General features: G+C 42.9%; 23 protein-coding genes. 12 read left to right on the top strand and 11 right to left on the bottom strand.

Annotated elements, in window-relative coordinates:
- Positions 1-63: 63 nt before the first annotated feature.
- From BLS59_RS18735 to BLS59_RS18725, 3 genes are all read right to left on the bottom strand, one after another.
- A complete protein-coding gene (locus BLS59_RS18735; RefSeq protein WP_091151411.1) occupies positions 64-1122 on the bottom strand; it encodes an alpha/beta hydrolase in 1059 nt (352 codons plus the stop codon).
- 152 nt (positions 1123-1274) lie between these two features.
- Complete coding sequence (locus BLS59_RS18730) at positions 1275-1505, bottom strand: hypothetical protein (protein WP_091151409.1); 231 nt, start codon at positions 1503-1505, stop codon at positions 1275-1277.
- A 132-nt stretch (positions 1506-1637) separates the two neighbouring features.
- Entirely contained in the window at positions 1638-2015 is a 378-nt protein-coding gene (locus tag BLS59_RS18725) for a response regulator (RefSeq protein ID WP_091151407.1), read from the bottom strand.
- Between the two features lie 193 nt (positions 2016-2208).
- Here BLS59_RS18725 and BLS59_RS18720 point away from each other — a divergent pair, with 193 nt between their 5' ends.
- A complete protein-coding gene (locus BLS59_RS18720; RefSeq protein WP_091151406.1) occupies positions 2209-3222 on the top strand; it encodes a LacI family DNA-binding transcriptional regulator in 1014 nt (337 codons plus the stop codon).
- Positions 3223-3335: 113 nt separating this feature from the next.
- Here the strand turns inward: BLS59_RS18720 and BLS59_RS18715 are convergent, their stop codons facing one another.
- Together BLS59_RS18715 and BLS59_RS18710 are read right to left on the bottom strand one after the other, a co-directional pair.
- The gene (locus tag BLS59_RS18715; protein ID WP_091151404.1) at positions 3336-3965 is read right to left on the bottom strand and encodes an NAD(P)H-dependent oxidoreductase; all 630 of its coding nucleotides are present in this window, start codon (positions 3963-3965) and stop codon (positions 3336-3338) included.
- A 67-nt stretch (positions 3966-4032) separates the two neighbouring features.
- Positions 4033-6279 (bottom strand): transglycosylase domain-containing protein, encoded by a 2247-nt coding sequence (locus tag BLS59_RS18710; protein WP_091151402.1) that lies wholly within the window; start codon positions 6277-6279, stop codon positions 4033-4035.
- Positions 6280-6398: 119 nt separating this feature from the next.
- On the opposite strand from BLS59_RS18710, the gene BLS59_RS18705 reads away from it, so the two are divergent.
- The 3 genes from BLS59_RS18705 to BLS59_RS18695 all read left to right on the top strand — a co-directional run bounded on the left by BLS59_RS18705 (position 6399) and on the right by BLS59_RS18695 (position 8650).
- A complete protein-coding gene (locus BLS59_RS18705) occupies positions 6399-7487 on the top strand; it encodes an Mrp/NBP35 family ATP-binding protein (RefSeq protein ID WP_205411307.1) in 1089 nt (362 codons plus the stop codon).
- A gap of 140 nt (positions 7488-7627) precedes the next feature.
- The gene (locus tag BLS59_RS18700) at positions 7628-7906 is read left to right on the top strand and encodes a NifU family protein (RefSeq protein WP_091151400.1); all 279 of its coding nucleotides are present in this window, start codon (positions 7628-7630) and stop codon (positions 7904-7906) included.
- A gap of 117 nt (positions 7907-8023) precedes the next feature.
- Positions 8024-8650, top strand: a complete 627-nt coding sequence (locus BLS59_RS18695; RefSeq protein WP_091151765.1) for a peptidase associated/transthyretin-like domain-containing protein — start codon at positions 8024-8026, stop codon at positions 8648-8650.
- A 173-nt stretch (positions 8651-8823) separates the two neighbouring features.
- Here the strand turns inward: BLS59_RS18695 and def are convergent, their stop codons facing one another.
- Together def and BLS59_RS18685 are read right to left on the bottom strand one after the other, a co-directional pair.
- On the bottom strand, positions 8824-9396 hold the full coding sequence (gene def / locus BLS59_RS18690; RefSeq protein WP_091151399.1) for a peptide deformylase: 573 nt from the start codon (positions 9394-9396) through the stop codon (positions 8824-8826).
- 96 nt (positions 9397-9492) lie between these two features.
- Positions 9493-10722, bottom strand: a complete 1230-nt coding sequence (locus BLS59_RS18685) for a M16 family metallopeptidase (RefSeq protein ID WP_205411313.1) — start codon at positions 10720-10722, stop codon at positions 9493-9495.
- 141 nt (positions 10723-10863) lie between these two features.
- Between BLS59_RS18685 and hpt the strand changes: the two genes are divergently transcribed.
- Positions 10864-11400, top strand: coding sequence for a hypoxanthine phosphoribosyltransferase (gene hpt / locus BLS59_RS18680; RefSeq protein ID WP_091151396.1), 537 nt, complete (start codon positions 10864-10866; stop codon positions 11398-11400).
- 65 nt (positions 11401-11465) lie between these two features.
- On the top strand, positions 11466-11987 hold the full coding sequence (locus BLS59_RS18675; protein WP_091151394.1) for a hypothetical protein: 522 nt from the start codon (positions 11466-11468) through the stop codon (positions 11985-11987).
- Positions 11988-12054: 67 nt separating this feature from the next.
- Here BLS59_RS18675 and mfd read toward each other — a convergent pair whose 3' ends face one another.
- Complete coding sequence (gene mfd / locus BLS59_RS18670; protein ID WP_091151392.1) at positions 12055-15411, bottom strand: transcription-repair coupling factor; 3357 nt, start codon at positions 15409-15411, stop codon at positions 12055-12057.
- A gap of 156 nt (positions 15412-15567) precedes the next feature.
- Here mfd and BLS59_RS18665 point away from each other — a divergent pair, with 156 nt between their 5' ends.
- The 3 genes from BLS59_RS18665 to BLS59_RS18655 all read left to right on the top strand — a co-directional run bounded on the left by BLS59_RS18665 (position 15568) and on the right by BLS59_RS18655 (position 17037).
- The gene (locus tag BLS59_RS18665; protein ID WP_162842694.1) at positions 15568-15975 is read left to right on the top strand and encodes a DUF4199 domain-containing protein; all 408 of its coding nucleotides are present in this window, start codon (positions 15568-15570) and stop codon (positions 15973-15975) included.
- Complete coding sequence (locus BLS59_RS18660) at positions 15968-16267, top strand: DUF2752 domain-containing protein (protein WP_240315279.1); 300 nt, start codon at positions 15968-15970, stop codon at positions 16265-16267. Before BLS59_RS18665 ends, BLS59_RS18660 begins: the two co-directional genes overlap by 8 nt.
- 389 nt (positions 16268-16656) lie before the next feature.
- Positions 16657-17037 carry a TM2 domain-containing protein gene (locus BLS59_RS18655; RefSeq protein WP_091151389.1) on the top strand — a complete coding sequence of 127 codons (381 nt, stop codon included), beginning with the start codon at positions 16657-16659 and terminating at the stop codon, positions 17035-17037.
- An 82-nt stretch (positions 17038-17119) separates the two neighbouring features.
- On the opposite strand, the gene BLS59_RS18650 is transcribed toward BLS59_RS18655, so the two are convergent.
- The 3 genes from BLS59_RS18650 to BLS59_RS18640 form a co-directional block, all read right to left on the bottom strand.
- Positions 17120-18769, bottom strand: coding sequence for a M28 family metallopeptidase (locus BLS59_RS18650; protein WP_091151387.1), 1650 nt, complete (start codon positions 18767-18769; stop codon positions 17120-17122).
- Positions 18770-18828: 59 nt separating this feature from the next.
- Positions 18829-20172, bottom strand: a complete 1344-nt coding sequence (locus BLS59_RS18645; protein ID WP_162842693.1) for an APC family permease — start codon at positions 20170-20172, stop codon at positions 18829-18831.
- Positions 20173-20289: 117 nt separating this feature from the next.
- Complete coding sequence (locus BLS59_RS18640; RefSeq protein WP_240315278.1) at positions 20290-22044, bottom strand: M61 family metallopeptidase; 1755 nt, start codon at positions 22042-22044, stop codon at positions 20290-20292.
- Between the two features lie 169 nt (positions 22045-22213).
- Between BLS59_RS18640 and BLS59_RS18635 the strand changes: the two genes are divergently transcribed.
- The 3 genes from BLS59_RS18635 to BLS59_RS18625 are packed head-to-tail and all read left to right on the top strand — an operon-like array spanning position 22214 to position 26902.
- Positions 22214-22648, top strand: a complete 435-nt coding sequence (locus BLS59_RS18635) for a MarR family winged helix-turn-helix transcriptional regulator (protein ID WP_162842692.1) — start codon at positions 22214-22216, stop codon at positions 22646-22648.
- Positions 22649-22684: 36 nt separating this feature from the next.
- On the top strand, positions 22685-23767 hold the full coding sequence (locus BLS59_RS18630; RefSeq protein ID WP_091151379.1) for an efflux RND transporter periplasmic adaptor subunit: 1083 nt from the start codon (positions 22685-22687) through the stop codon (positions 23765-23767).
- A gap of 6 nt (positions 23768-23773) precedes the next feature.
- Positions 23774-26902 (top strand): efflux RND transporter permease subunit, encoded by a 3129-nt coding sequence (locus BLS59_RS18625; protein WP_091151377.1) that lies wholly within the window; start codon positions 23774-23776, stop codon positions 26900-26902.
- The last annotated feature ends 1 nt before the right edge of the window (position 26903 follow it).

The following is a 26903-nucleotide window of genomic DNA, read 5'->3' as shown; positions in this document are numbered from 1 at the left end:
GTGGCATATTTAAAAAAACCATTATTTATAACAGTGTTACTGTTGGGGCAAGTAACCCAATTTTTATAGCCATTTACTAAACCAATCCAGCGTCATTTTTAAATGTTCGGGCGTGGAGGTGTGGAATAGTTTTGGTGTTACGTCACGCTTAATTTTATCCGCAGCATTTTTTGAGGTATAAATGTTCATTGCCGATGTGTAAGCTATATCTGCTCCCGGAAGCGGACAGTTGGGGTCATTTTCGGTACCCACTATCAGCAATGCCCTTGGCGCCATAAGTCTTAACATAGACGGGCAGTCAAACTCGCCGGTAATACCGGGAAGCAACTTATCCCATACGGCTTTTACATTTCTCTTGTTTAAAGAGGAATCGCCCATGTCTTTGGCTGCCTGCAAATGAGTCCTTTGTATAGTGCCCGCACGTGCCTGCCATTTATCATTATCTAATGACCACTTAAAGCTTTGCACCGATATATCCAGCACAATAACCTTAATCCGTTTATCAACCGAGGCCGAAAGCCAGGTTTCAATACCTCCCATTGATATGCCACCCATGCCAATGCGGGCCGCATCAACATCGGGCCTGCTTACTAAGTAGTCGGTAACGCGCCACAAGTCAAATGCGGTGTCAAACAAAAACGGATGTGTTTGGTGAGTTTTATCCTTATTTTCCCAGGCAGCAGTGGCGGCGGCTACATATTCCTTTGAGCCGTGTGCCCCACCGGCTATACGTTCGCCATGAAAACGCGCATCAATAGAAACGCCAATGATCCCTCTTTTAACCAATTGATAAAGAACACCTTTATTATCTTCCTTTTTACCGCCTGTGCCATGAAGAAAAATAACTGTGGGGTATGATTTGGCGCCCGTAACTGGTTTATAAATAAGGATGGGCACGCGCTCATTCACCTCGCTGTAAATAAAGCCATGTTCAATAATAACAGAATCTGTTTTAATTATCTGGAAAGACGGATTCAACGAAACACGCGGCCTTTCTAACAGTTTTTTAAAGTCGGCAGCAACCTTATTAGCCGGTGGATAGTTTACCTGTTGGGCTAATAAAATAAATGGGGGAAATGATAATATAATGCCAATGCAGCAGGCCTTAATTTTAAGCAACATATGGAGATAGATTTATTGGTACAATTTATAAAACATACTGCTTAATAATTGTAACAATGCTAATAGGCGGGTGGGGTTGTTGCCTACAGAGAAATGCTTGATTGAGAAGATATTGATAGTAAAATATAATACAAACTTAATGAGAGCAACTATTACATTCTGAATCTTAAAGATACGGATCGTCCTAAAGCCTGGGCTAATTCGGGATCAATCAGGTCGCCGTCACCTTTTTGAATCCACACGTTCCTTGCGTCTTTTTGAAGGGTAATTTTTTCTCCATTCAACAAAATTTCTATCTCTTCAGTAGCCTTGTTAATAGGGGATGTATTGATCTGATAAACGTGATCGGTATCGTTATATGTAATTCTTAGTGGCAGTCCCATCTTTGTCTTCTCTCCGGGTAAATATACAATTGTTAATATAAACCCCGGTATTTTAAAGTAAAAACTAACAGTTAAAAGGCTTCGCCCTTTACTTGTTAACTGATTATCAACGCATTAATTAACGAACTGTTTTTACGCGGCAAGCTGGTATTCCACTTTCTCAATCAGGTTATTTATATCGAAGGGCTTGTGCAGCACATCGTTCGGCGCACCTTTTTGAGTTAAAGACTCGTCAATATCATCACTGCCCGAGCATATGATTACAGGCAGATCCCGGGTGTTTTTATTAAGCTTTATAAGCTTGCATATATCGCGGCCGTCCATGCCGGGTAACAACGCATCAAGAATCACCAGGTCGGGGTGATTTGCTTTGATATTGTTAAAGATATTTTCTCCGTGATTGAATGATATTACTTCATAACCATTACTTATTAAAATATAGGTCATTACTTCAATCATCAACTCATTATCATCTACTATTAATATTTTCTTTGCCATTATAGTTTCCATCCCTTCGTAATATGATATACAAAGCGCATGCCACTGATTAACTTACAGTTAAAGGCGACCAAACACTACAAAATGTGTATAGAATTCTGCATGCAATTAGTGATATTTTAACAATAATTAAGATTAAAATAGCAAACACAATTAATCTGTTTTATTACATTTGGCATGAAAAAATGATTTAGCAGGATTAGAAATGGATATTGATAATATTAAGAAACTGGCGAAGGAGCTCAACATATCTACTTCAACTATTTCGAGGGCGTTTAACGGCAGCTCTGATATTAACAAGGATACCAAAGAACGTATACTGGAGTTTGCCAAGCAGCATAACTTTTTACCCAATCATTACGCCAGCAACCTGCGCGACAAAAAAACAAAAACCCTGGCCGTAATTATCCCCGAAATAGCTAATGACTTTTTTTCGCAGGCTATAAACGGCATTGAAGAAGTTGCCCGCAAAAAAGGATTTTATATACTGCTTTATCGTACAGATGATATTTTTGAAAAGGAAGTATCCTTTGTAAACTACCTCAATAATGGAAAGGTAGATGGCATTATCATGTCGGTATCTGGAGAGGCCAATGATCACAATTACCTGCGCCAACTGGAGAAAAAACACATGCCTGTGGTATTTTTTGACAGAGTTTATGAGGATATTGAAGCGGCCAAGGTAACCACCAATGACTATGACAGTAGCTTTGCCGCTACCGAACATTTGCTGCAAACGGGATGCCGCCGTGTGGCCTACCTTGTAGTAAATAAAAGCATATCCATTGGCAAGGTGCGGATGCAAGGCTATGTAGATGCTTTGCAAAAGCACAACATAGCCTTTGATGATGAACTGGTGATTGATTGCAGTAATGATGAAAAGGTGAACCATAAGATCCTTACGAAAGTATTGCAGGAAATTAAGCCTGATGGCATTTTCAGTTCGGTTGAGCGCCTGGCTTTTGCCACTTACGCCGTTTGTTATGATTTAAATATATCTATCCCAAGAGATTTGAAAGTGATCAGCTTCTCGAGCCTGGGGATAGCCCCCTTGCTTAATCCGGCGTTATCAACTATTACACAGCCGGCTTACGAAATGGGCATTAAAGCCGCCAACTTGCTGTTTGAGGCCCTTGAAGAAAAAGCAGGCTCAAATCATAAGAGAGAAGTAATACTTAAATCAAAGTTATTTATCAGAAAGTCGTCTTCAGTCGAGTAGTTTATAGTTTACTACAGCCGCTAAAACAAAAGAGCGATGGGTTATATAACCCATCGCTCTTTTACATTTATACGGTTCATAATCAATGAACTATAGAACTACTTTTAAATCAATTATACGTGCAAAAACAATTCGCTTTTTGGGCGGCGTACTTTTATCATTTTGCTGTATTGGTCTTCATCGGCACGGAAACCTACTGCTGCAATAACAGATGTGGTTAAGCCTTTTTCTGTTAAACCTAAAATTTCATCAAACTGGGCGGCATCAAAACCTTCCATTGGGGCTGCATCAACTCCTATTTCGGCAGCTTCTGCTACCAAAACGCCTAATGCTATATATGCTTGTTTGTGTGACCAGGCAACTTTTTGCTCATCGGTACGGCTGCTTAGCGTGCCTAAAACCATTTGCTCGTAACCCTCAAGATTTACGCGATCAATACTGCGTTGTGAAGCTACCAGATCAATGAATTTTTTACCAAAATCCTCATCAAGCTTGGTTAATGAAGCAAAAACGAAAAGAACTGAAGCATCAGTGATTTGTGCCTGGTTATAACCGGCGGCACGCAGTTTCTGGCGTGTTTCGGCATCCTGAACAACAATAACTTTGAATGATTGTAAGCCCAACGAAGTAGGAGCAAGCTGAATTGCGCTCAACAGGCTATCTAATTGAGTATCGCTTAATTTTTTATTTTTATCAAATTGTTTAACGGCTGCGCGCCATTGTAATTTTTCTATTAATGACATGGTTTAATTAAATTATTTAAACAAAAATAGATGTTTAAACATTTAAAATCGTCACACAATAGTAATTCTATAAATTAGCTTTATCCTTCAATTCCTTCTCTTTATCCTTCTCTTCCTGCTTTAAACGTCGCTTTTCTACACGGATATCTTTTTTTGTTTTTCCGGCAGTATCAATATTGTTTTCGCGGTTTTCGTACTCTTGCTTAAGGGCTTCTATTTGCTCTTTAAGCTTTTCCTTCGCGGTTTTTTCCTTTAGCTTTTCCTTTTCTTCCTGCTTTTGTTCGGTTGTATCTTTTTTACCAAACAAGCGCTGGAAAAAACTTGGTCTTTTTACAGGCTCTTCAATAACGGGCAGATCTTCGCTATCATCGCTGCTATGTTTCATGAGGCTATCGGCCGTGGCGGTATCAACAGGAGCAATGGTTTGCCGTAAACTTTCGCGCAGGCGCACACCATAAAAGCCATACGCGCTGGTGTCGCGCTGCGTAAGCCCCTTACCAGCCATTAAACGGCCAATAAGGTTAAAGTAGCCATGCAGTCCCGGCCGAAGCGTTCCATCAGGCTGAAAGGCATACAAACCACCTTTAGGATAGGGAACAATACTGGCCAGGTAAATACTTTCGCCCAGTGTAAGTTCAGACGGTGCTTTGCCAAAGTAAAACCGCGAGGCCTCTCCAATACCGTAAATATTGCGTCCCCATTCAATAATATTAAGGTACACCTCCAGCATTCGGTTTTTACTCATAATGCGGTTGTTTTCAATGATCCAAACTATCAGGATCTCTTCAATTTTTCGCACCAGGTTTTTATCCCGGTTTAAAAAGGAATTTTTTACCAATTGCATGGATATGCCACTGGCGCCGCGCTTAAATTTCTTTGTTTTAAAATCGGTAGCCAGTGATTTACGGAAGGCCTCTTCAACAAAACCGTGATTGGTATAAAATGAGGGGTCTTCGGCAGTCATCACTGCATTGCGCAGATTGGGATTTATTTGCTCCAGTGGCGTAAACTCAGGATTATCAGGCCCTATAAAATGCGGAGTCATCGGTTTTCCTTTTTCGTAGGGCGTATATACAAACGGACTGTTTAACTTACCAAGGTCGGTTTTGCCGTATTTTACTATCCTGAACCCATCCTTATCCAATCGCGAATCAAACTGCAGGTCATCAATTTTGGAGGCATCCATATATAAATGCATACTGTATTTTAACTTACCGGCAACCTGTATGCCATCAAGGGCATCAAACATTCCCTGCGGAAATGAGTCGAAAAGATCGGCAGCACTCAGCCAGTCCGTATTTACTTTTAGCTCGTATATTTTTGTTGGGCTGAGGGTGTATTTAACAAATGGCCGGGCAGTAACATTTTTGATATGTATCATTGATGAACTATCAATAGATACATAATTTTCGCCTACAAATAAATTAGCATCTATTGATGCCTTGGGGAAAATAATATCATTGGGTGATAGGCCGGGGTGATTTAAAACAAGGTTGCTGACAGCCCATGAGCCATAAATTTTTGTTTCGCCGCTACTATGCTCAACTTTGGTAAGTTTGGTAGATATGGTATCGGCATTAATTTTAAGATGAAGCTTTTTTTGAATTATTGGCAATTCTATTTTTTTACCATCGGCATAAAGCTTTACGTCGATATCCTTGTCTGACGGATGCATTTTACCTGCCAGGTGCCAGATCGATTCACCGTTATCCACATCAATGGTAGATGTTAGGTCACCATCTTTTATCTGTGCTGCTTTTGTGAGCAATTTAACCTGGCTGCTATCATCCTTAAAACTCAATGAAAAATTACTGAGCGACAGGTTATCGGGAATTTTGTATAAAACCTCGTTAACCAGGTTATTAGCCAATTCGCTTAAGTCCGATTTATGGGTTGATGTGGTATCACGTTTCTTTTTAAACAGAAAATCGAAGTTTTTAACGCCCTTTATGCTGGTGAGGTTTATAAATCCGTCCTGCAGGTATACATCAGATAGTTTTATCTCGCCAACAATAAGCGGCAATAATTTTACACTAACTGATAGATTTTTTATACTCAACAGGCTGTCCCGGTTTTCGGGCACTATAGTAATATCAGAAAACGATACCGTGCTGGTACCGGTAAAACGGGCCGAACCTATTTTTACATCTAAATTATAATCCTTTTTAGCTTTAGCTTTAGCTTTGACGATGGCGCTTTGCAGCAGCCCCTCGCGTTTTGAATAGGCTATGTAACCACCTATTAACAATATAATTAACAGTGGGACGAGTATAAAGGCGGCTATGCGTATATATTTAGGATTGAGGCGCTTCATGTATAAATTTTTCCAAAACTAATTTAATTCTTATCCTCTGCAAAACGGATGTTTATACAAATTGTTTCCTTACAAACACAAATCAACGCCTCGTTTTCCATAAATTTGCTTTAAATATTATGATAATCACTAAAGAACAAGTTTTACAAGCACTGGGCAATGTAGAAGAGCCGGATCTTAAAAAAGACCTCGTTACCCTCAACATGATTCAGGATATACATATTGAAGGGCTTAACGTAAGTTTTTCGGTAATATTAACTACGCCGGCGTGCCCACTAAAGGCGCTTATTGAAAATGCCTGCCGCAACGCCATCAGCCATTTTATAAGTAAAGAAGCTGTTGTAAGCGTTAACATGACATCGCGCGTTACCACGCAAAAAAACACAGGTGTCCCCGGCGTTAAGAATATTATAGCGGTAGCATCCGGCAAAGGCGGTGTTGGTAAATCAACAGTGGCGGCAAACCTTGCCCTTGGCCTGGCAAAATCTGGCGCCAAAGTGGGATTGATAGATGCGGATATTTACGGTCCATCAGTACCCATTATGTTTGGACTGGAAGGCGCGCGCCCGCAGGCCAGTGTTGTTGATGGCAAAACCCGTATTGAACCCATTGAAAAATATGGCATAAAATTGCTTTCTATAGGTTTCTTTACCGACCCAAACCAGCCTGTGCCCTGGCGCGGACCAATGGTATCAACTGCCGTTAAGCAATTATTTAACGATGCTGACTGGGGCGAACTGGATTACCTGGTTATTGATTTGCCACCGGGTACAGGTGATATCCATATCACCATTACACAAACCTTCCCGGTAACAGGGGCGGTAATTGTAACAACGCCACAAAACGTGGCCCTTGCTGATGCTAAAAAAGGCGTGGGCATGTTCATGATGCCTGCCATAAATGTGCCAATACTGGGTGTAGTTGAAAACATGAGCTACTTTACACCAGCCGAACTGCCCGACAATAAATATTATATTTTTGGAAAAGGCGGGGGGCAAAAATTAGCCAGCCAGCTTGATGTACCATTTTTAGGTGAAATTCCGCTGGTAAAAAGCATTAGTGATTCTGGCGATGCAGGTATACCTACTATTTTACAGGAAGATGGTGTAATGACCAAGGCATTTACAGATATGGCGCAGCGCGTAGCGCAGCAGGTGGCTATTTCAAACGCCAAAGCATTGGGCAATGGAGCAATTGCAACCGTGTAGGCCGCGATAAAAGATATATAGAGCAGGGGATAAAAGATTCCAGATATTTTGCCGTTTATATGGTATGCAGGGCGGCAAATATTGAACTAAGAAATATTGTAAATTATTGATAACTTTACTTCTGTTATAAATTGGTAAAAATGAGTTTATTAAGTCAGGTAGAATCAGCTTTAGATACAATACGTCCGTATTTAGAGGCTGATGGTGGGAATGTTTCTGTAGAGGAGATCACTCCTGAAGGTGTGGTTAAATTAAAATTATTAGGTTCATGCGGCTCTTGCCCTATGAGTATCATGACATTAAAGGCAGGCATTGAGCAGGCTATTAAAAAAGCTGTGCCCGAAGTTACCGGCATTGAAGCTATAAACCTAACGGATATTGACGATCCGAACGCAGTACTTCCCGAGAATTTAAGATAGTGTTAAGTATTGTTAAAAACCGGGTTTATTTACGGCATTAACTTACTTTTGATTAAAGTTTTGAAACTTTTTCCCTTCATATCAGTAATATTAAGATACGGGAAAGGGGATAGATATATGAAATATTTAGTTGTCATATTATTTTTATTTGCAACGATAACCACATTTGCGCAAAACCACCAGGAAAAGCCAATTGTGCAGTTTTCGGGTGTTGTTCATAATGCCGATAGTACAAATATTATTGTTCCTTACGTAAGCGTTACCAATACCTCTTCGCATAGCGCGGTTACCCAAACAAACTATAAAGGTTATTTTTCTTTTGTGGCGCACGAGCAGGATACCATTCGCTTTACCTGTATAGGTTATGCCCCGTTTACGGTAGTGATTCCGGCAAACCTTGCCGCTAAAAGCTATACAACCCAGGTAAATTTAAAAGCAACCATCATCAACCTGCCAACTTTCCATATATTTCCATGGGCTACTATCGATGAGTTTAAGAAGGATTTTTTAGCTATAAAACTTGCCGATGACGACCTGGAGATTGCCCGTAAAAATATCAGCCGTACCTCTATGGTAGCAATGTCTAATGTATTGCCACGGAACGCGCAGGAAATACAATCGGCCAATGCGCAAGCCATGCACACCACTATATTAAATTCGCATTCGTTAACACCCAACCCTCTGCTTAACCCGCTGGCATGGGGCAGTTTAATAAAGTCGATATCTGACGGCGATAGTAAATAGGATTCTGTGGCGTGTTGTCTGAGGTGTGAGGGCAGTAGTGTGAGGTGTGTTAATTGAGGTGTGAAGCCGATGCTACGCTATCTGAATAAAAGACATCAAATTTCAGACAACAGACCTCCAATCTAAGTCCCCCGACCACAGATTACACACCACCGGCCACAGAAAACCCCAGATTATCTTCCCTTCTTAACGTCGGGAAATTTCATTTTGTAATCAACACTTACCGCTCCCCTTGATATGTCTTTCAATCTTTTCTCAATAAGGCGCTTACGCAGTGGACTTAGTTTATCGGTAAACAACTTACCTTCAATATGGTCATACTCGTGCTGAATAACGCGCGCTGCCATACCAGAGAAGCTTTCTTCATGGTGTTTCCAGTTCTCGTCATAGTAAGACAATTTTACTGTTGGTTTACGGTATACATCTTCGCGGATATCCGGGATGCTGAGGCAGCCTTCGTTAAAACCCCACTCTTCGCCGGTTTCTTCTAAAATAGTAGCGTTCAGGAATGCTTTTTTAAAGCCTTTCAATGATGGGTCTTCGTCATCAAAAACAGAAGCATCAACAACAAACAACCGCATAGACATACCAACTTGTGGTGCAGCCAAGCCAACACCATGAGCAGCGTACATGGTTTCAAACATATTTTCAACAAGCTCTTTTATATGCGGATATTCATCTGGCTCAAATGCCGTTGCTTTTTTTCTTAAAACAGGATCTCCGTAGGCAATAATAGGGTATTTCATTAATGTGATATGTTAATATACAGCGAAATTATCATGAGCATGCGTTGGTATTTTAACAACAACTCAACAATCATTTCATTATGCAAAAATACAGGTTTATTTTTTAGGCTCAAACTTCAAAGTAATCATCCGGTCATTATCAAATATTTCGTTGCTTATTTCAAGCAATTGCCCGGCAGTTACGGCGTTTATTTTGGCAAAAAGATCTTCCAGCGTATCAATATGATTGAAATCAAGCAGACTTTTGGCCATTGAAATTATCAGGCTCATTCGGTTCTCTTCGGCCAGTGCAATTTGCCCAATAAACTTTTGTTTGGCCTGGTGCAGTTGCAGGGTTCCGAGCTTTTGGTCGCGCAGCTTCTTTAATTCTTTATGCACAAGTTTGGCGGCTTTATCCGCTTTTTCTACATCCGTTCCAAAATAAATAGAAAAAATGCCGGTATCTGTAAAGGTGGTGTAATTTGATTCTATGGTATATGCGATACCGTATTTTTCGCGGATTTCCAGGTTAAGCCGGCTGCTCATGCCCATCCCCCCCAGCAGGTTATTTAAAAGCAGCAAACCAGTTTTATGGTGATGCGAAGATGAATAAGCCTGGTTGCCTATGATGCAATGTGTTTGCGATATCGGTTTTTCGATACTGTGGATCCCATTGCCATTGCCCCTTGGCTTAATCCGTTTCTTAGTAGCTGTATTTGCCGCAACATCGCCAAAGTATTTTTCTGACAGTTTAACTACCTTCTTAAAATCATAATTCCCGTGTACGGCAAATATCATTTCAGATGTGCTGTAGTTTGCCGCTATAAATGCGCGCATATCGGCGCTGCTCATTTTCGCTACGGTATCTGTGGTACCTAATATGTTTTTACCAAAAGGTTCGTCTTTGAATAATAACTCTTCAAAATCATCCTGGATAGCTTCCTCGGGCTGGTCCAGGTACGATGCAATCTCGTCGAGGATCACGCCGCGTTCTTTTTCCAGTTCTTCTTCCGGAAAGGTGGAGTGGAATAATATATCCTCAAAAAGATCAATTGCCCGTTCCAGGTGCTCGTTAAGCAGCGAAGCGTGAATGCAGGTGTATTCTTTAGTGGTATAAGCGTTAAGATCGGCCCCTACAAGCTCCAGGCGGTTTAATATCTGGTTGGTATTACGCCTTTCGGTTTCTTTAAACAGCAGGTGTTCAATGAAATGGGCCAGCCCCTCCTGGCCTTCGAGCTCATCGCGCGAGCCGGCATTTACAATAAAGCAGCAGTGTGTTACGGTAAATGGCGCGTGCTTAAATAAAATACGGATGCCGTTGGGGAGCGTGTGGACCTGGTAATCAATCATGAGCTGCAAAGATAGCGTATATACGTTACAAATATTTTCGTGTTATTGTAAGTGATTTGTAGTATTTTAGTCCATTGAAATCATAAGTTTCGCTGCTATAATATTAGTAATATTACCCCTAAACATCTAAATAACCATATGAAAATCAAAATTGCAGATCTGGAGTTTGAACCTCTTATCAGCGCAGATATTATTGAGGAACGTACCAGGGCCATTGGGCAGCAACTAAATGTAGATTTTGCCGGCAGCATCCCCGTGTTTGTTGGTGTACTTAACGGCAGTTTTTTATTTATTGCCGACCTTATAAAACAAATAGATATCCCCTGCGAAATAGCCTTCACCAAGCTGGCCTCCTACTATGGCGGCACTACCAGCAAGCTGAAAATTCGCGATGATATTGATTTAATTGTAGATATAAAAGGCCGCGATGTATTAATTATTGAGGATATTGTTGATACCGGCAATACGCTCCATTACCTGTTAGATAAATTAAAGCAACGTAACCCCGCATCAATAAAAGTATGTTCCCTGCTGCTTAAACCAGCTGCCTTGACTAACCAAATAGATGAACTTAAATACGTAGGCTTCGAAATTGAAAATGAGTTTGTGGTTGGCTACGGTCTGGATTATCAGGAAATGGGTAGGAATTTAAGAGATATTTATAAGAAAGTGTAAATACATACTACGATATTTTTACGGCCCGGTATCGGGCAAAACCAAACCTTAGAGCAACATTATACATGAAAAAGATTATTGCTATACTTTTATCTACGATTATACTGGGCATATTTTCCTGTAAGAAGGAAAATAAAACGCCAGAAACAATTGTTGAAGTTACTGTTACTGATTACCTGACCGGAAAGGTTGCGAGTGGTGTAACTGTTAATTTATACACCAAAACTCAAATAGATGTAGGTAATGATACCGCTTCGTATATTGCGGTAACGGGACAAGATGGAAAGGTTAAAATATCTGTGGCTTATAGAGCAAAATATTTTGTGGTTGCAGAAACGGTAGATGCTAAAGGATACGAACATAAAAATTATATCTTTGGCTGGCTGCCTATTGGTATTTTTAGAACCCAGGAAGAAGTAGACAGTAGCCCTCCAAAAGGGCAGGGCTTTGAATCTAATCAGATTGGGCGTCCCAAGATTCAGGACACTAATGGTGATGGCGTAATAGACACAAACGATTTCTGTGACATGCCTTCAATTAACTTAACTGAAAAAGCCAATAATTTATATAGCGCCACCATTTATTAAAGTAAACTGGCGGGCTATTATTTAATGCTTATTAAAATCGATATAAAACGGTTATGGTACTTTAGCCCTACTCCACCCCAACCATCCCAGCAATTTCATTTAAAAACAAAACTGCCTGGTCAATGCTATGCACTCCCTCAATGCTTAACCTCAGGGTATTTTTAACCTCCTTTAGATTGGTGCGGCGCATGTTTGATTGTACAAAGGTAAGCACATTGCGGAATGCGTCGGATTCAAAATAGGCAGATTGCTGGTTGGTGATAAAATACCCGCGCAGTACATTCTTTTTCAGGGAGATCTTCTCGAAGCCGATGGCCTTGCCCAGCCATTGCAGGCGCATAGTGTTCAGCAAATCATTAACCTGCGGCGGTACAGGGCCAAACCGGTCATGCAATTGCTGTTGAAAAGCAGCCAATTCCACTTCGTTCTCCAGCTTGGTTAACTCGGTATACAGGTTATAGCGCTCGGATATGTTGGTTACATATTCATCCGGGATCAGGATTTCCTGGTCGGTATCTATTTGTGTAAAGGAAATGAACGGGCGTGGCTTATCATCGGGGAATACGCCTTTAAACTCGTCCTCCTTGAGCTCCTGTATAGCCTCGTCCAGGATCTTATGGTACATTTCAAAGCCTATTTCGGCAATAAAACCGCTTTGCTCGGCGCCAAGCAGGTTACCGCTGCCGCGAATATCCAGATCGCGCATGGCAACGTTAAAGCCACTACCCAGGTCGCTGAACTCTTCAATAGCGCTCAAACGTTTACGGGCCTCATTGGTTAGCGTTGATAATGGCGGACTTAATAAATAGCAATACGCTTTTTTATTACTTCGCCCTACACGGCCGCGCATTTGGTGCAAATCGCTCAGGCCAAACATGTGGGCGTAATTTATGATAATAGTATTGGCATTCGGTATATCCAAACCGGCCTCAATAATGGTTGTAGCCACCAATACATCGTACTCATGGTTCACAAACTTCAGCATTACATCTTCCAGCGCGTCGCCTTCCAGTTGCCCGTGAGCTATGCCTATGCGGGCCTTAGGTACCAGCTTACGGATCATGCCGCCTAATTGCGGCAGATCGGCAACGCGGTTATGGATAAAGAAAACCTGACCATCGCGCTCCAGTTCAAACTCAACGGCTTCTTTGATCAGCTTATCGTTAAACACGTGTAATTCGGTAACCACCGGCTGCCTGTTTGGCGGCGGGGTTGATATAATGGACAAATCCCTTGCACCCATCAACGAAAAATGCAGGGTGCGCGGAATAGGGGTTGCGGTAAGTGTAAGCGTATCTACATTGGCGCGCATTTGCTTCAGCTTCTCTTTGGTTGATACACCGAATTTCTGCTCCTCATCAATGATCATCAACCCCAGATCCTTAAACTTTACATCTTTACTCACCAGGCGATGTGTACCAATGATGATATCCACCTTACCTTCCTTTAGTTTCTCTAAAGTATCCTTGATCTGCTTGCTGGTTTTAAAGCGGTTGATGTAATCGATATTGGCGGGGAAGCCTTTGAGCCTATCTGTAAAGGTTTTGTAGTGCTGGGCCGCCAAAATGGTGGTTGGCACCAATATGGCCACCTGTTTACTATCTGCAACGGCCTTAAATGCCGCGCGAATGGCCACCTCTGTTTTACCAAAACCCACATCACCGCAAATGAGCCTATCCATCGGGTGCGGCGATTCCATATCTTTCTTGAAGTCGGCAGTAGCCTTTTCCTGGTCGGGGGTATCTTCGTACAGGAACGATGCTTCCAGTTCGGTTTGCAGGTAGCTATCTGGCGAAAAGGCATTCCCATCTTGCGCTTTACGCAGGGCATAAAGCTTAATAAGGTCGCGGGCTATGTCCTTAACTTTTTTTTTTGTTGTTTTCTTGAGGCGTTCCCAGGTGTCGGTTCCCAATTTATTCATTTTGGGTTGGGTGCCTTCCTTACCACTGTATTTAGAGATGCGGTTAAGCGAGTTGATGTTCACATACAGCAGGTCATTATCGGCATAAATAAGCCTGATCATTTCCTGCTGCTTTCCGTTCACCTCCACCTTTTCCAGTCCGGCGTATTTACCTATGCCATGATCTATATGGGTTACAAAATCACCCGGCTTAAGATCGCGCAGTTCCTTCAGGGTGATGGCTTGCGAGCGCTGGTAACCTTTTTTTAATTTGTATTTATAATACCTGTCGAAGATCTGGTGATCTGTATAGCAGGCCAGCTTTTGTTCCTGGTCAACAAACCCTTCGCGGATAGATACGCTGATAGGCGTAAACTTTACCGTTTTATCAAGGTCGTCCAATATGGCATATAAACGTTCTACCTGCCGCGACGAATCGGTTAGAATAAAGTTCTCTATTTTCGATGCCTCGTTATTTTTAAAATTGTGGATCAGCAGCGTAAAATCTTTATTGAAAGATGGCTGCGGGCGCATCTCGAAATTGATGCTGGCCGTTGGCTGATAAAAGAACTGTTTGCCAAACTCCACAACCGGAAAATCATATAGCTGGTCGGCTATTAACTTTTCATCAGTAAAGCCAAACTTGGGGTCAATCCAATCGGGGTTTTGCGCTTTTTCTTCTGCGGATAATGCCTTCCATAAGTTAACGGCCTTTTTGAAACCCGTTTGAATGATATCCAGCGTAAACTGCACATCTTTTATCCACACTTGGGTGCCGGGTTCCACATATTCCAGCAGGGAAATATTGCTTTCGGTTAAAAATTTCGATTGCACATTAGGTACTATCGTGATGCTTTTTACCTGCTCAACAGATAACTGGCTCTCAATTTCAAATGTGCGGATAGATTCAATAAAATCGCCAAAAAACTCAACCCGGTAGGGCAGGTTATGCGAAAACGAGAAGATATCAACAATACCACCCCTTACGGAAAACTGGCCGGGCTCGTACACAAAATCAACCCGTTCAAAATCATACTCAATTAAAAACTCGTTGATGAAATCGATACTGAGTTTATTACTTACCGCAATCTCAAGGGTGTTTTTCTCCAGCGAAGTACGGTCGATCACCTTTTCGGCCAAAGCCTCGGGATAAGTTACTACCAGCTGGCCAAACTCTGTTGAATGGTTAAGCTCATTTAGTACTTCGGCGCGGGCAAGCACATTACTGCTATCGGGCTGGGTAAATTCAAATGGCTTGCGGTATGATGATGGGAAAAGTAAAACTTCTTTACCGGTAAGGTTTTCCAGATCGGCCTGAAAATAGCCGGCTTCTTCACGTTCGGGCAATACAAACACCATGTGCTTGTGCTGCAAAAAATACAATGCTACCGCCATAGCCGCATCACTCGATCCGACTAAACCACGTAGCTGTACCCTTGGATTTTTTGAAGCGTTGAGTGCTGTAGCCAACGCAGTGATCCGGTCATCAGCTTTATATCTATCTAAAATATCACGGATGTTCAAACTATTGCAAATGTACGCAAAAAACGCTTTTTAAATAATTCAAGCTAAATAGTAAAAATTTAAGCAAACAATATGCTGCCTTATTTACTTTTAAATGATAAATTAGGGAATATTTCCCTGGGGCTCAACCTAAATTTTTACTTAATATTTAACATCATGAAGAATGCAATTTTATGGGGTGCTATTATTGGCGTGCTTAGCGGCGTATGGATGTTTGTAATGCACAGCATGGGTATTACACCAACCAACGAAAAGACGGAAACGCTTGAATATTTTTCGGTGCTAATTCCTGCAATAGGTTTATTATTGGGTATAAGAAGTTACCGCGCCACAGAATGCAAGGGACAGATGGGGTTTTTAGAAGCGCTGATACAGAGTTTTAAAATATTAATTGCCGGCGGTATCATCACCGTTTTTGCCTCCATACTTTATTTTAGCTACATCTCTACAGAAAATACCCTGAGCGATTTTTCGGGCAGGATATTCGGCGCTTTGCTGGTTGGTGTAATATTGGCTTTTGCAGTATCTTTACTATACACCAATAAGTCAAACAAGGTTGATTAAAAAACTCTTTTCAAAATACTTTGAACTTGTTTTCTGGACAGCCGCGATGTTGTCCCTGGCTTTTACCTCACCCCAGGCAACATCGCATTTCACTTTATGCCCGCTAAAACTCATGGGCGTAACCTGGTGCCCCGGCTGCGGATTGGGCCATTCCATCATCTACCTCTTTCATGGCGACATCAAAAGTTCATTTCATGCCCATTGGTTAGGCATCCCGACTGTGTTGGTAATATTTCACAGGATTTACGTTTTGGCGAAGGACAGGCTTGGCGAAAGGCAACTATTTGTATAGGTTATTAACATCGACTTGTCATTCTGAGGTACGAAGAATCTATTCGTAGACTTTGCATGTATGGCTTTGCTTGCCGCACAATAGATGCTTCACTACGTTCAGCATGACAAGCTACTTTTTTAATTACCCTCATCCTGTCATTCTGAAGCACGAAGAACTTTTCCTGAACGAAGTGAAAAGTCTATCCGTAGACTTGATTTTTCTTGCAGTAGCACCTTAAACGTTCAGCATCAAACCTCTTCCCTCTTTCTATCGGTGAACATTTTCACCGTTAAAACCCACCAATTCACCGACTTGTTTAAGCCCCTAACCAAATTTGCGTAGGTGTTTTTTATGGTACGCTGTACTTTTATATCACAAAACAAGCAGTAACCTTAAAACTTAAGATCATGAACACTTACCAAAACCCATATATGATGTTTGACGGCTTAACTCCAGATGAGTTTGCCTTTTTACAACAGGCTACAGCCAATCTTGATGAAAATCAACAACGGTATTTTTTAAGCGGCTACAGCAGCAAAAGAAAAAGCCCGCAGGATATTATGCTGGCTACTTTATTGGGCTTCGTGGGGGTAGCTGGTGTACAGCGTTTCATGACCGACCAGATAGGGATGGGCTTATTATTCTTTTTTACCGGAGGGTTTTGCGCCATTGGTACCGTGATAGACCTCATCAATTACAAAACCATTGCCAACGACTACAATAAAAAAATGGCCTTTGAGTGTTTCAACATGATTAAAATGACCAACATAAGCCCTTCCGGCTTGTAGTTTCAATATATATATATCCAAAAAAATCCACCTTCTGTTACGGGGTGGATTTTTTTATGAAATGACATTATGGTCGAGGTTATTATTTCCCCATCGATTTATCCCTTACCGCTTTAAACTCCGAGCCGGGTTTCCAACCGGGGAACGTGGTTTCGTTGCTTAGTTTGGTACCCACACGGAAAAGCAGGTTGGCAATCTGGGCCATGCCCGTGGCGTCCATAGCATCACTGTAATTATCTGCCTGCTGGTGATAACGGTTGTCACCATATTCCTTTTGCTTGTCGGCCCCGTAAGTTCCGTCCTTGATTACGCTTTGGCTGCCCGTGTTGATATCCAGCGCGGGTACACCCAATTTGGCAAAATTAAAATGGTCTGAGCGGTAGTAGCTGCCAGATCCTGGCGTCCTGTCGCCTACCAGGGTAAGGCCGTCTTGTTTGGCGAAATCGGCCACGTAATCTTCAAGGTCATTCTGGCCTTTGCCGGTAACGGCTATATCTTTTGTTTCCCCATAGTCGCCCAGTGCATCCATGTTCAAGTCGGCAACGGTTTTATTAAGCGGATAAACCGGGTGGGTAGCATAATACTCAGACCCAAGCAACCCTTGCTCCTCAGCGGTAACCGCCAAAAATACAATTGAACGCTTAGGCGCTTCCTTGGCGTTTTTAAATGCTTTTGCTACGCCTAAAATGGCGGCAACACCATCGGCATTATCAACGGCTCCGTTATAAATACTATCGCCTTTGGCATTAGGCTTACCAATACCCAGGTGATCCCAATGGGCGGTGTAAATAATGTATTCGCCGGGGCTTGTGCTGCCCTTTAAAGTACCTATTACATTATGCGATATAGAATATTTTAATTTGTTATTAATGGTCAAAGAAACAGTCCTATTAAGCGGGATGGCCTTAAACCCTTTTTTACGGGCAATGGCCCGGATATCGCCGGTTATACCCGCATCAGCCAATAGTTTTTGGGCCGATGTTTCGGTGATCCAGCCCTCAACCTTACAGCGCGACATGTGTTTGTCTTTTTGCGTAAGGTAAAGCTTTGCTCCCGAGTTACTGTTTGAAACTACGCTCCAACCATAACTGGCCGGCTCGGTTTGGTGAACTATCAGGATACCTGCGGCACCCTGGCGGGCGGCTTCTTCAAACTTGTATGTCCAGCGGCCATAGTAGGTCATGGTATCGCCTTTAAAAAACTTAGGGTCGCCATTTTTAAAGCCCGGGTCATTTACCAGTACAACAACTGTTTTTCCTTTTACATCTAATCCGGCGTAATCATTCCATCCGTATTCGGGGGCCACAACACCGTAGCCCGCAAAAACCAAAGGCGAATTTTTTAGCTGTACCGAATCAATTTCGCGGCGACTAAAGGCTACAAAATCGCTGGTAACCTTCAAACTCAACGGCGATTTACCACCGCCGATCTCCATTGTTGGCGATGGCGAACTGGTGATCTCCACCATAGGTACATCCTGGAAATAACTGCCATTATTACCCGGCTCTAAACCAATCTTTTTAAACTCCGATGAAATGTATGCAATTGCTTTATTTTCGCCTGCGGTAAAAGGCTTGCGGCCTTGTAATGAGTCGTTAGCCAGCACTGCAATGTGTGTTTTTATTTCGTCGGCGGTTACCGGACCTTCTGCTTGTTTGGTGGCATTGGGCTTACAGCCTGCAAACAGGGCCACGCCTGTTAACAATAATAGGCAATTATGTTTAACATTCATAGTTGTGGTGTTTTTTCAAATGTAATTAAAGGTAATTCATATTGCAACAAAGGCAATGGTTACTTTGTCCATTTTTCGCCCATTAACCAGGCAATTACCTTTTTTGTGAACCGGAATCTTCGCCAGGCAACTTCGGCACTTAACAATGCGCATATGGCAAAAACAGCCGCTATAGGTCCCTTATCCTGCGATGAAAAAGCTCCGCCTAATGCGATAAAATAAACCGATGCCGGTATGATGAGCGCGATGCACAAGCCCATAATGCCAAAGGGTATTTTAAACGGACGATACCTGTCGGGCTCTTTTATACGGAGTTTTATGAGGGAGATATATTCTAAAGATAAACCGGCTCCATACACCGTAACATCTATAATCAACAACTCGCCAAGGCTCCATAAGATCATCATACTTACAATAAGCGAGCAAAGGAGTATGGATATATAGGGGGTCCTGAATTTAGGATGCAACCTATTGAGCGTATCGGGCAAAAGCTTATCCTCAGCCATCACCTGCGGCACCCGTGATACCGACAGCAGCACCGCGGCATAAATACCCAGCGAACTTGCCATACCGCCAGCGGCAATTACAACACCCAGCCAATGCCCGGCAATCAATTCGCCCAGGGCGGGGAGGCCGTCATTACTAAGCTTATCATGATTAATGCCCGATTGCTGCGCAACGGTAATCACCAGGAAGTAGATTACTATTACCAATATAAAGGCTATAAATATGGATGAGCGGTAAGAGCGTACCGGGTTTTCGACTTCCTCGGCATAAGTGGTTACATTATCCCAGCCAAGGCAGTTCCACATAACGGTATACAAAGCCATTCCAAATGATGGAAACGTTATACCCTTTAATGATGGCGAAGGGATGGACATTCCCCCGTGATGATATACCGCCAGCACTACCAAAATTATAACCGGCGCCAAAACCGCCGCGCTTAAAAATAGGGATACCTTGCCAACGGGTACTATGCCTAATATATTTAACCCAGCTGACGCCCATATAATTACCAAACATACCGGCACCTGGTAATTTTGCAATTCGGGGAAAAAGTATGAGGCATACATCACAAACAGCACGGGGTATATAGCCAGATCGACAAAGGTGTAAAGCCAGGTCCACCAGCCTTCATAAAACCCCCAACGCGTGCCCAGTGCATACTTTACCCATTTATAATAGCCGCCCGTTACCGGCATCATGCTGTTTAGCTCCAGCACGGTAAACATAGCCGGGATATCCCAAAGCATGGGGGTTGCCAACAGTATTAATAAAGCTGCATGATTGCCGGCATAGCTTAGGAGGGGTTCCAAACCATAGGGGCCGCCAGATACGGTGAAGAAGATTACAGCAATAAGCTGTATCGGCCGGATCTTTTTTAATGAGGCTTTTGAGGGCATAGGGTATAAAAATATAATTAAAGTGCTAATTATTAAATACCCGCACATTTATTTATGCCCATAAAACAAAACGACCGGCTATAAATAGCCGGTCGCGTAAATTCATTCATGATCTGCTTATAAGCTCAACCACTTTTTACGTACAGCCAACTGCGCTGGTGTGGCATTGTCAACAGGTACAATTTTATATTTTACCCGGGTATTTCTGAGTAGCGTAACGGTTAAGTTTACCGGCAGGCCATCGCGGATTAAGCTTATTGCCAATTTATCTCCCGGCTTTTTATCGTTAAGCATAGTGCTGGCATCTGTAATGGGGTTACCATCAATAGCGGTTAGTTCATCATTAATATTTATGCCATCAATATAACCAGCTGTACCACGGGTTACGGCAGTAACAATTACCTTTTTTGCGGCAGTTGTTGCAGTGGCAATGCCAAGTGTAGCGTCATTACTGTTTGCCAGTTCATCTGTTATTTTATAACCCGCATAGCCCAGGTATTTATTATAATCGATAGGCGTTAAGCCGTTTACGTAGTTTTTATAAAAATCATCCAGCTTTTTACCGGCAAACATTTCAAATCCTTTTTTAAACTCAGCATCGGTATAGCCGCGTTTTTTGTTTTTATAATATTCGGTATACATGTACCGCATTACATTATCAAGCGAGTATTTGCCTTTGCTATCGTTAATGATCTCCAGATCCAGCATCATACCTATGATAGCACCTTTGTTGTAATAAGATATGGTGGTATTATTAGAGTTTTCGTTAGGGCGATAAGCCTTTATCCAGGCATCAAAGCTTGATTCGGCTACTGTTTGCACATCTTTTCCCGGCAGGTTTTCCAGCGTATTAAATTCAACAGCTATCTGGTCGAGATAGTTTTCCGGCGTGTACAGGTTGGTACGGCGTACGATGATCTCCTGGTAATACTCTGTAAAGCCTTCGGCTATCCAAAGGTTTGTGGTATAGTTCTCGTTATCATAATCAAACGGACCCAAAACAATAGGGCGTAAGCGCTTTACATTCCACAAGTGAAAATGCTCATGGGCAACCAGGCCCAGGAAGCTTTGGTAACCTTTCTCGGTACCAAAGGCATCGCGCGAAGCGCCTAACACCGTCGAGCTTAAATGCTCAAGACCGCCGCCGCCTCTTAAATGATTGTGCACTATAAATACATAGTGCCTGTTTGGATTTTCGCCATAAACGGCGGCCTCCTGGTCAACAATTTTATGAACATCTTTTATAAGGCGTTCTTTATCGTAATTGCCGCCGCCATACATACAGATCTCATATTTTACACCGGAGGCATCGAAACCAAAAACATCCTGGTTGCCTACTTCAATTGGTGAATCGAACAGAATATCATAGTTTGGCGAATGCCTCACGAACGGATCATTGTTAACCATTTCTAAACTGGTTGAAACTTTTGACCAATCTTTATATGGTTTTATGGTAATAGTTGACGGTGAATGCAGCATGTTGGCCGGGTAAATAAAGATCCCTGAGGTAGAAAGGAACCCATGCGATGCATCAACAAAACTGGTACGCACCGATATTTCAAAAGCGTAAACGCGGTATTTGATAGTAACTGACGATACTCCCTTTGAACTGATGCGCCAGGTATTTTTATTGATCTTGGGCGATGCTACCGTTTTGCCATTAATATTGGCGCTAAAGCCCTCTATGTTTTTTGCAAATTCCCTTACCAGGTAGGAGCCGGGTGTCCATACCGGCATTTTCAGATCGAGGTTGTTTTGTTTCAGGCCCGATATATGCATTTCGATATCGGCATAGTGCGCCTGCGCATCCGGGAACGATACCGTATAGGATATATTAGCTGTAGTTTGCGCCTTACCAACGGTTGAATTCATAAGTAAAATCGTTAAAAAAACAATTGTGGTTATTTTAATTGGTTTCATGGGCGCAATTTAAAAAAATTTAACCTTTTAAATTTTGAAGCAATTTTGGCCACTTGTAAAATGGTTGATACATGCAACTATTATGATAACCCGCTCGTTAAGTTTGCAGTCAACAATTACAATGCAACTAATAGAACCCATTTCCCGGAAACTCATACGCCTGGGTAAATTATATTTAAGCGTACTCACAAAACAAACCGCTCACCTTGATGTGACCCGGTACCATTACATATTATCACTAATATGCTTTCATGATGGGCAGCTTACACAAAATGCACTGGCCCAATTGCTGGGGAAAGACAAATCGGCTATCGTGAGCATCATCAACCTGCTTTCGGCAAAGGGTTTTGTTTATCGTGAAAACAATCCTAACGACCGGCGCCAGCACCTCCTTCGGGTTACCGAAAAGGCCAAACAGGCTGTACCCCATTTATTGGAAACCTTTGAAAGCCTTAATACCGACATGACCAAAGGTATTTCTGAAGAAGATATGCAAGTATTTGAAAGTGTACTGCAACGGATGCGCAACAACATAACCCCCCTAACCGCAGCCTAAAAATTTAAACTAAATCACAAAAATGATTCATTCAATATGAGAACAAGGTATATCATTTACATAGCGCTGGCCTTGCTGGTGGCTTTCTTAGTCTACAACAAATTCTTTAGCCAAAAAGCTAAGGAAACAGCAGCCCTCAACGCAGGCGGTGGAAAGGGCGACAAGAAAAAGGGTGGGGCTGTTGCTGTTAACATCATGATAGTGAAAGATACCGCTGTTAGTAACATTATAGATGTAACCGGCAGCATTGATGCCAACGAAAAGGTTAGCCTGGTAAGCCAAACCGCCGGCAATATTACCGGTATTTATTTCACCGAAGGCAGCAGGGTGCAGAAAGGACAACTGTTGGTTAAGGTATACAACCAGGACCTGGAAGCTTCTTTACAACAAAACCAATACCAGGTAACCCTGGCTAAGCAAATGGAATACCGTAACAAGATATTACTGCAAAAAGAGGCCATAAGCCAGGAAGAGTACGATACCTCGCTAACCTCTTTAAACTCGTTAAAGGCTGCAGCAGATGTTATTAAAGCGCAGATGTCCCGTACCGAGATCCGTGCGCCGTTTTCAGGAACTATTGGCTTGCGCAATGTAAGCCCCGGTGGTTATCTTTCGCCGCAGTCGCCTATCGCGCAGTTGGTAAATATCGATCCGGCTAAGATCACTTTTTCTGTTCCTGAAAGGTACCTGTCTATCATAGGCAAGGGCAGCAAGATCAGGTTCAATACCGAAACTTCAAGGGAAAACTTCAGCGGTACGGTTTATGCAATTGAACCCGCCATTGATGTGAGTTCCCGTACGGCAACCATCCGCGCCCAGGCCCCCAACCCTAAAGGCCTGCTTACGGCGGGTAGCTTTGCCAAAATCAACCTAACGCTCGATCAGATTCCTAAAACCATCCTTTTACCAACTCAAGCGGTTATTCCTGATTTAAAAAGCAGCATCGTTTATATTTATCATAACGGCACAGCTATAACCAGAGCCGTGAAAACCGACATGCGTACCGACACCAAAATACAGATCATAGATGGCTTAAAGCCTGGCGACAGTGTTGTGGTAACCGGCCTGATTCAAATGCGCGCAAAAGTTCCTTTAAAAGTTGTTAAAGTAATTAAGTAATCAACCATGAGTTTATCCTCAGTAAGTATAAAAAGGCCGGTATTGGCAACAGTAATGTCTGTAGTTATTGTTGTGTTTGGTATCATTGGCTACAAATTTTTAGGGATCAGGGATTTCCCATCGGTTGACCCGCCTATTATATCGGTATCAACCAGTTACTCTGGTGCCAATGCCGATGTAATTGAATCGCAGATAACCGAGCCGCTGGAAAAAGCCATCAACGGCGTTCCCGGCATCCGTAATATATCATCAACCAGCTCGGTTGGTTCAAGTAACATCACGGTAGAGTTTGACCTGGATGCTGATCTGGAAACGGCCGCCAACGACGTGCGCGATAAAGTATCACAGGCCCAGCGCCAGCTGCCGCAGGATATCAACGCGCCGCCGGTAGTAACCAAGGCCGATGCCAGTGCCGATAATATCATCACCCTTACCGTTAGCAGCGATACCCGTAACATAACCCAGCTTGATGATTACGCCGAGAATGTTTTACAGGAAGGTCTGCAAACCATTCCGGGTGTAAGTACCATTAATATACAGGGACAGCGCCAGTATGCCATGCGTTTGTGGATTGATCCTAATAAACTATCGGCCCTTGGCCTTACCGCTACCGATATAGGCGCCGCTTTAACAAAAGAAAATGTGGAACTGCCCGCCGGTAAAATTGAAGGTAACAATACCGAAGTTACCATCCGCGCCCTGGGGAAATTAACTACCGAAAAAGATTTTAATAACCTCATAATCCGTGCCGATAGCAACCGGGTTGTTCACCTGAGCGATATTGGCTACGCCGTATTAGGTTCGGCAAATGAGGAAACTATATTTAAAGAATCGGGCGTACCGATGGTAGCCCTGGCACTTGTGCCGCAGCCGGGCGCCAACTATGTGCAAATTGCAAAGGATTTTTATACCCGTTTAGCTCAGATCAAGAAGGACCTTCCGCCGGATATTTCTGTAAAGGTTGCTTTGGATAATACCCGCTTCATCAACCAATCTATAACAGAGGTTGAGGAAACGCTTATTATTTCGTTTGTATTGGTGGTTATCATCATCTACCTTTTCTTCCGCGATTGGCTTATCGCCTTCCGTCCGCTGATAGATATCCCGGTGTCGTTGATCGGTGCATTCTTTATCATGTACATCTTTGGTTTCTCCATTAACATATTAACCCTGCTGGGTATTGTGCTGGCAACGGGGCTGGTGGTTGATGATGGTATTGTGGTAACGGAGAATATTTACAAAAAAGTAGAGGCGGGCATGGCCATACGTAAGGCGGCTTTTGAAGGTTCTGCCGAAATATTTTTTGCCGTTGTATCTACCTCGGTAACATTGGCGGCGGTGTTTTTACCAATCGTTTTTTTACAGGGCTTTACAGGCCGCTTGTTTCGTGAGTTTGCGGTCGTCGTCGCCGGGGCGGTTTTGATCTCGGCTTTCGTGTCGCTTTCATTAACACCAATGCTGAATGTTAAGCTGATTCGCAAGAACAACAAAAAGTCAAAGTTCTACGAAAGAACGGAACCGTTTTTTGTTAACATGACCAACTCTTATACCGAAACACTTACCAAGTTCATGAAAGTGAAATGGGTATCGTTTATTATCCTGGTGGTTTCTGTAATTATAATTGTCATTATGTTTAAAGTAGTGCCGCAGGAATTAGCACCGCTTGATGACCGCAGCTTGCTGCGTTACAGCGTAACCGGATCTGAAGGTGCTACGTACGAGTACATGACCAAGTATATGGACAAGGTATCTGACCTGGTTAACGATTCTATCCCCGAGGCAAACGTAAACCTCGAGATTGTTTCGCCGGGTGGCGGTGGCGGCGGTTCTGCCAACTCGGGCTTTGGCCGTGTGGGTTTGGTAGCACCAGATCAGCGTGGCCGTACGCAACAACAACTGGCCGATTGGCTGAATGCCAAGCTTCGTAAAATGCCCGATGCCCGCGCCATTGTGGTGCAGGAACAAACCATAAGCGGGGGCGGTAGCGGTTCAAAAACATCGTTGCCTGTACAATACGTAATCCAAAACCAGGATTTTGAAAAGATAAGGGCGGTGCTTCCTAAGTTTTTTGCCGAGGTATCGCGCAGCCCCGTTTTCCAGGGAACAGACGTGAACCTTAAATTCACCAAACCAGAGCTGCAGGTAACTACCGACCGTGACCGTGCACGCGATCTTGGTGTTTCTGTTGATGACATTGCCCAAACGCTACAGCTTTATTACAGCGCAGGCCGCCTTGACTATTTCCTGATAAATGGCAAACAATACCAGGTAATTGCCCAGGTTGACAGGGCGAACCGGGATCAGCCGCTCGACCTCCGGTCCGTTTATGTGCGCAGTACAAAGGGCGGATTGGTACAGCTGGATAACGTGGTAAAAACACAGGAGAGCGCAACACCTCCGGCTATTTATCATTTTAACAGGTATAAATCGGCAACTATACAGGCGGGTTTAGCCCCCGGCCGCACCGTTGGCGAGGGCATTGCTGAAATGGACCGTATTTCTAAAAGTATTCTTGATGATACCTTCAGTACCGCACTTACCGGTCCATCCCGGGATTTTGCCGAAGGTTCGTCAAACATTTTCTTCGCGTTTGGTTTCGCATTACTACTCATATACCTGGTGCTTGCCGCCCAATTTGAAAGCATGGTAGATCCTATTATTGTGATGCTTACTATACCGTTGGCTATAGCCGGTGCGATGCTTTGCTTGTGGCTGTTTAACCAAACCTTTAATATTTTTAGCCAGATAGGTATCATCACACTTGTTGGCTTGGTAACCAAAAATGGAATTCTGATAGTGGAGTTTGCCAACCAGCGCATGGAGCATGGCATTAATAAATATGAAGCCGTTGTTGAAGCTGCCACATCGCGCTTGCGCCCAATCTTGATGACGAGTTTAGCTGTAGTGCTGGGCTCTGTCCCTATTGCGTTTGCTTTGGGGGCTGGTGCAAAAAGCCGTGTATCATTGGGTATAGTAATTATGGGCGGGATGCTGTTCTCATTAGGCTTAACGCTTTATGTTATCCCGGCTATGTACCAGCTAATGGCCTCCAAAACCCGCCGCGATCCGGACCATGAGCCAGAAGACGAGGAAACAACGGAGAATAAACCACAAAAATTGATTGAAAACCTTTAAG

It is taken from the genome of Mucilaginibacter pineti (genome assembly GCF_900101875.1).
Lineage (GTDB): Bacteria > Bacteroidota > Bacteroidia > Sphingobacteriales > Sphingobacteriaceae > Mucilaginibacter > Mucilaginibacter pineti.
The sequence above is the reverse complement of the archived record's forward strand: the minus strand, read 5'-3'. Positions and strand labels throughout refer to the sequence as shown.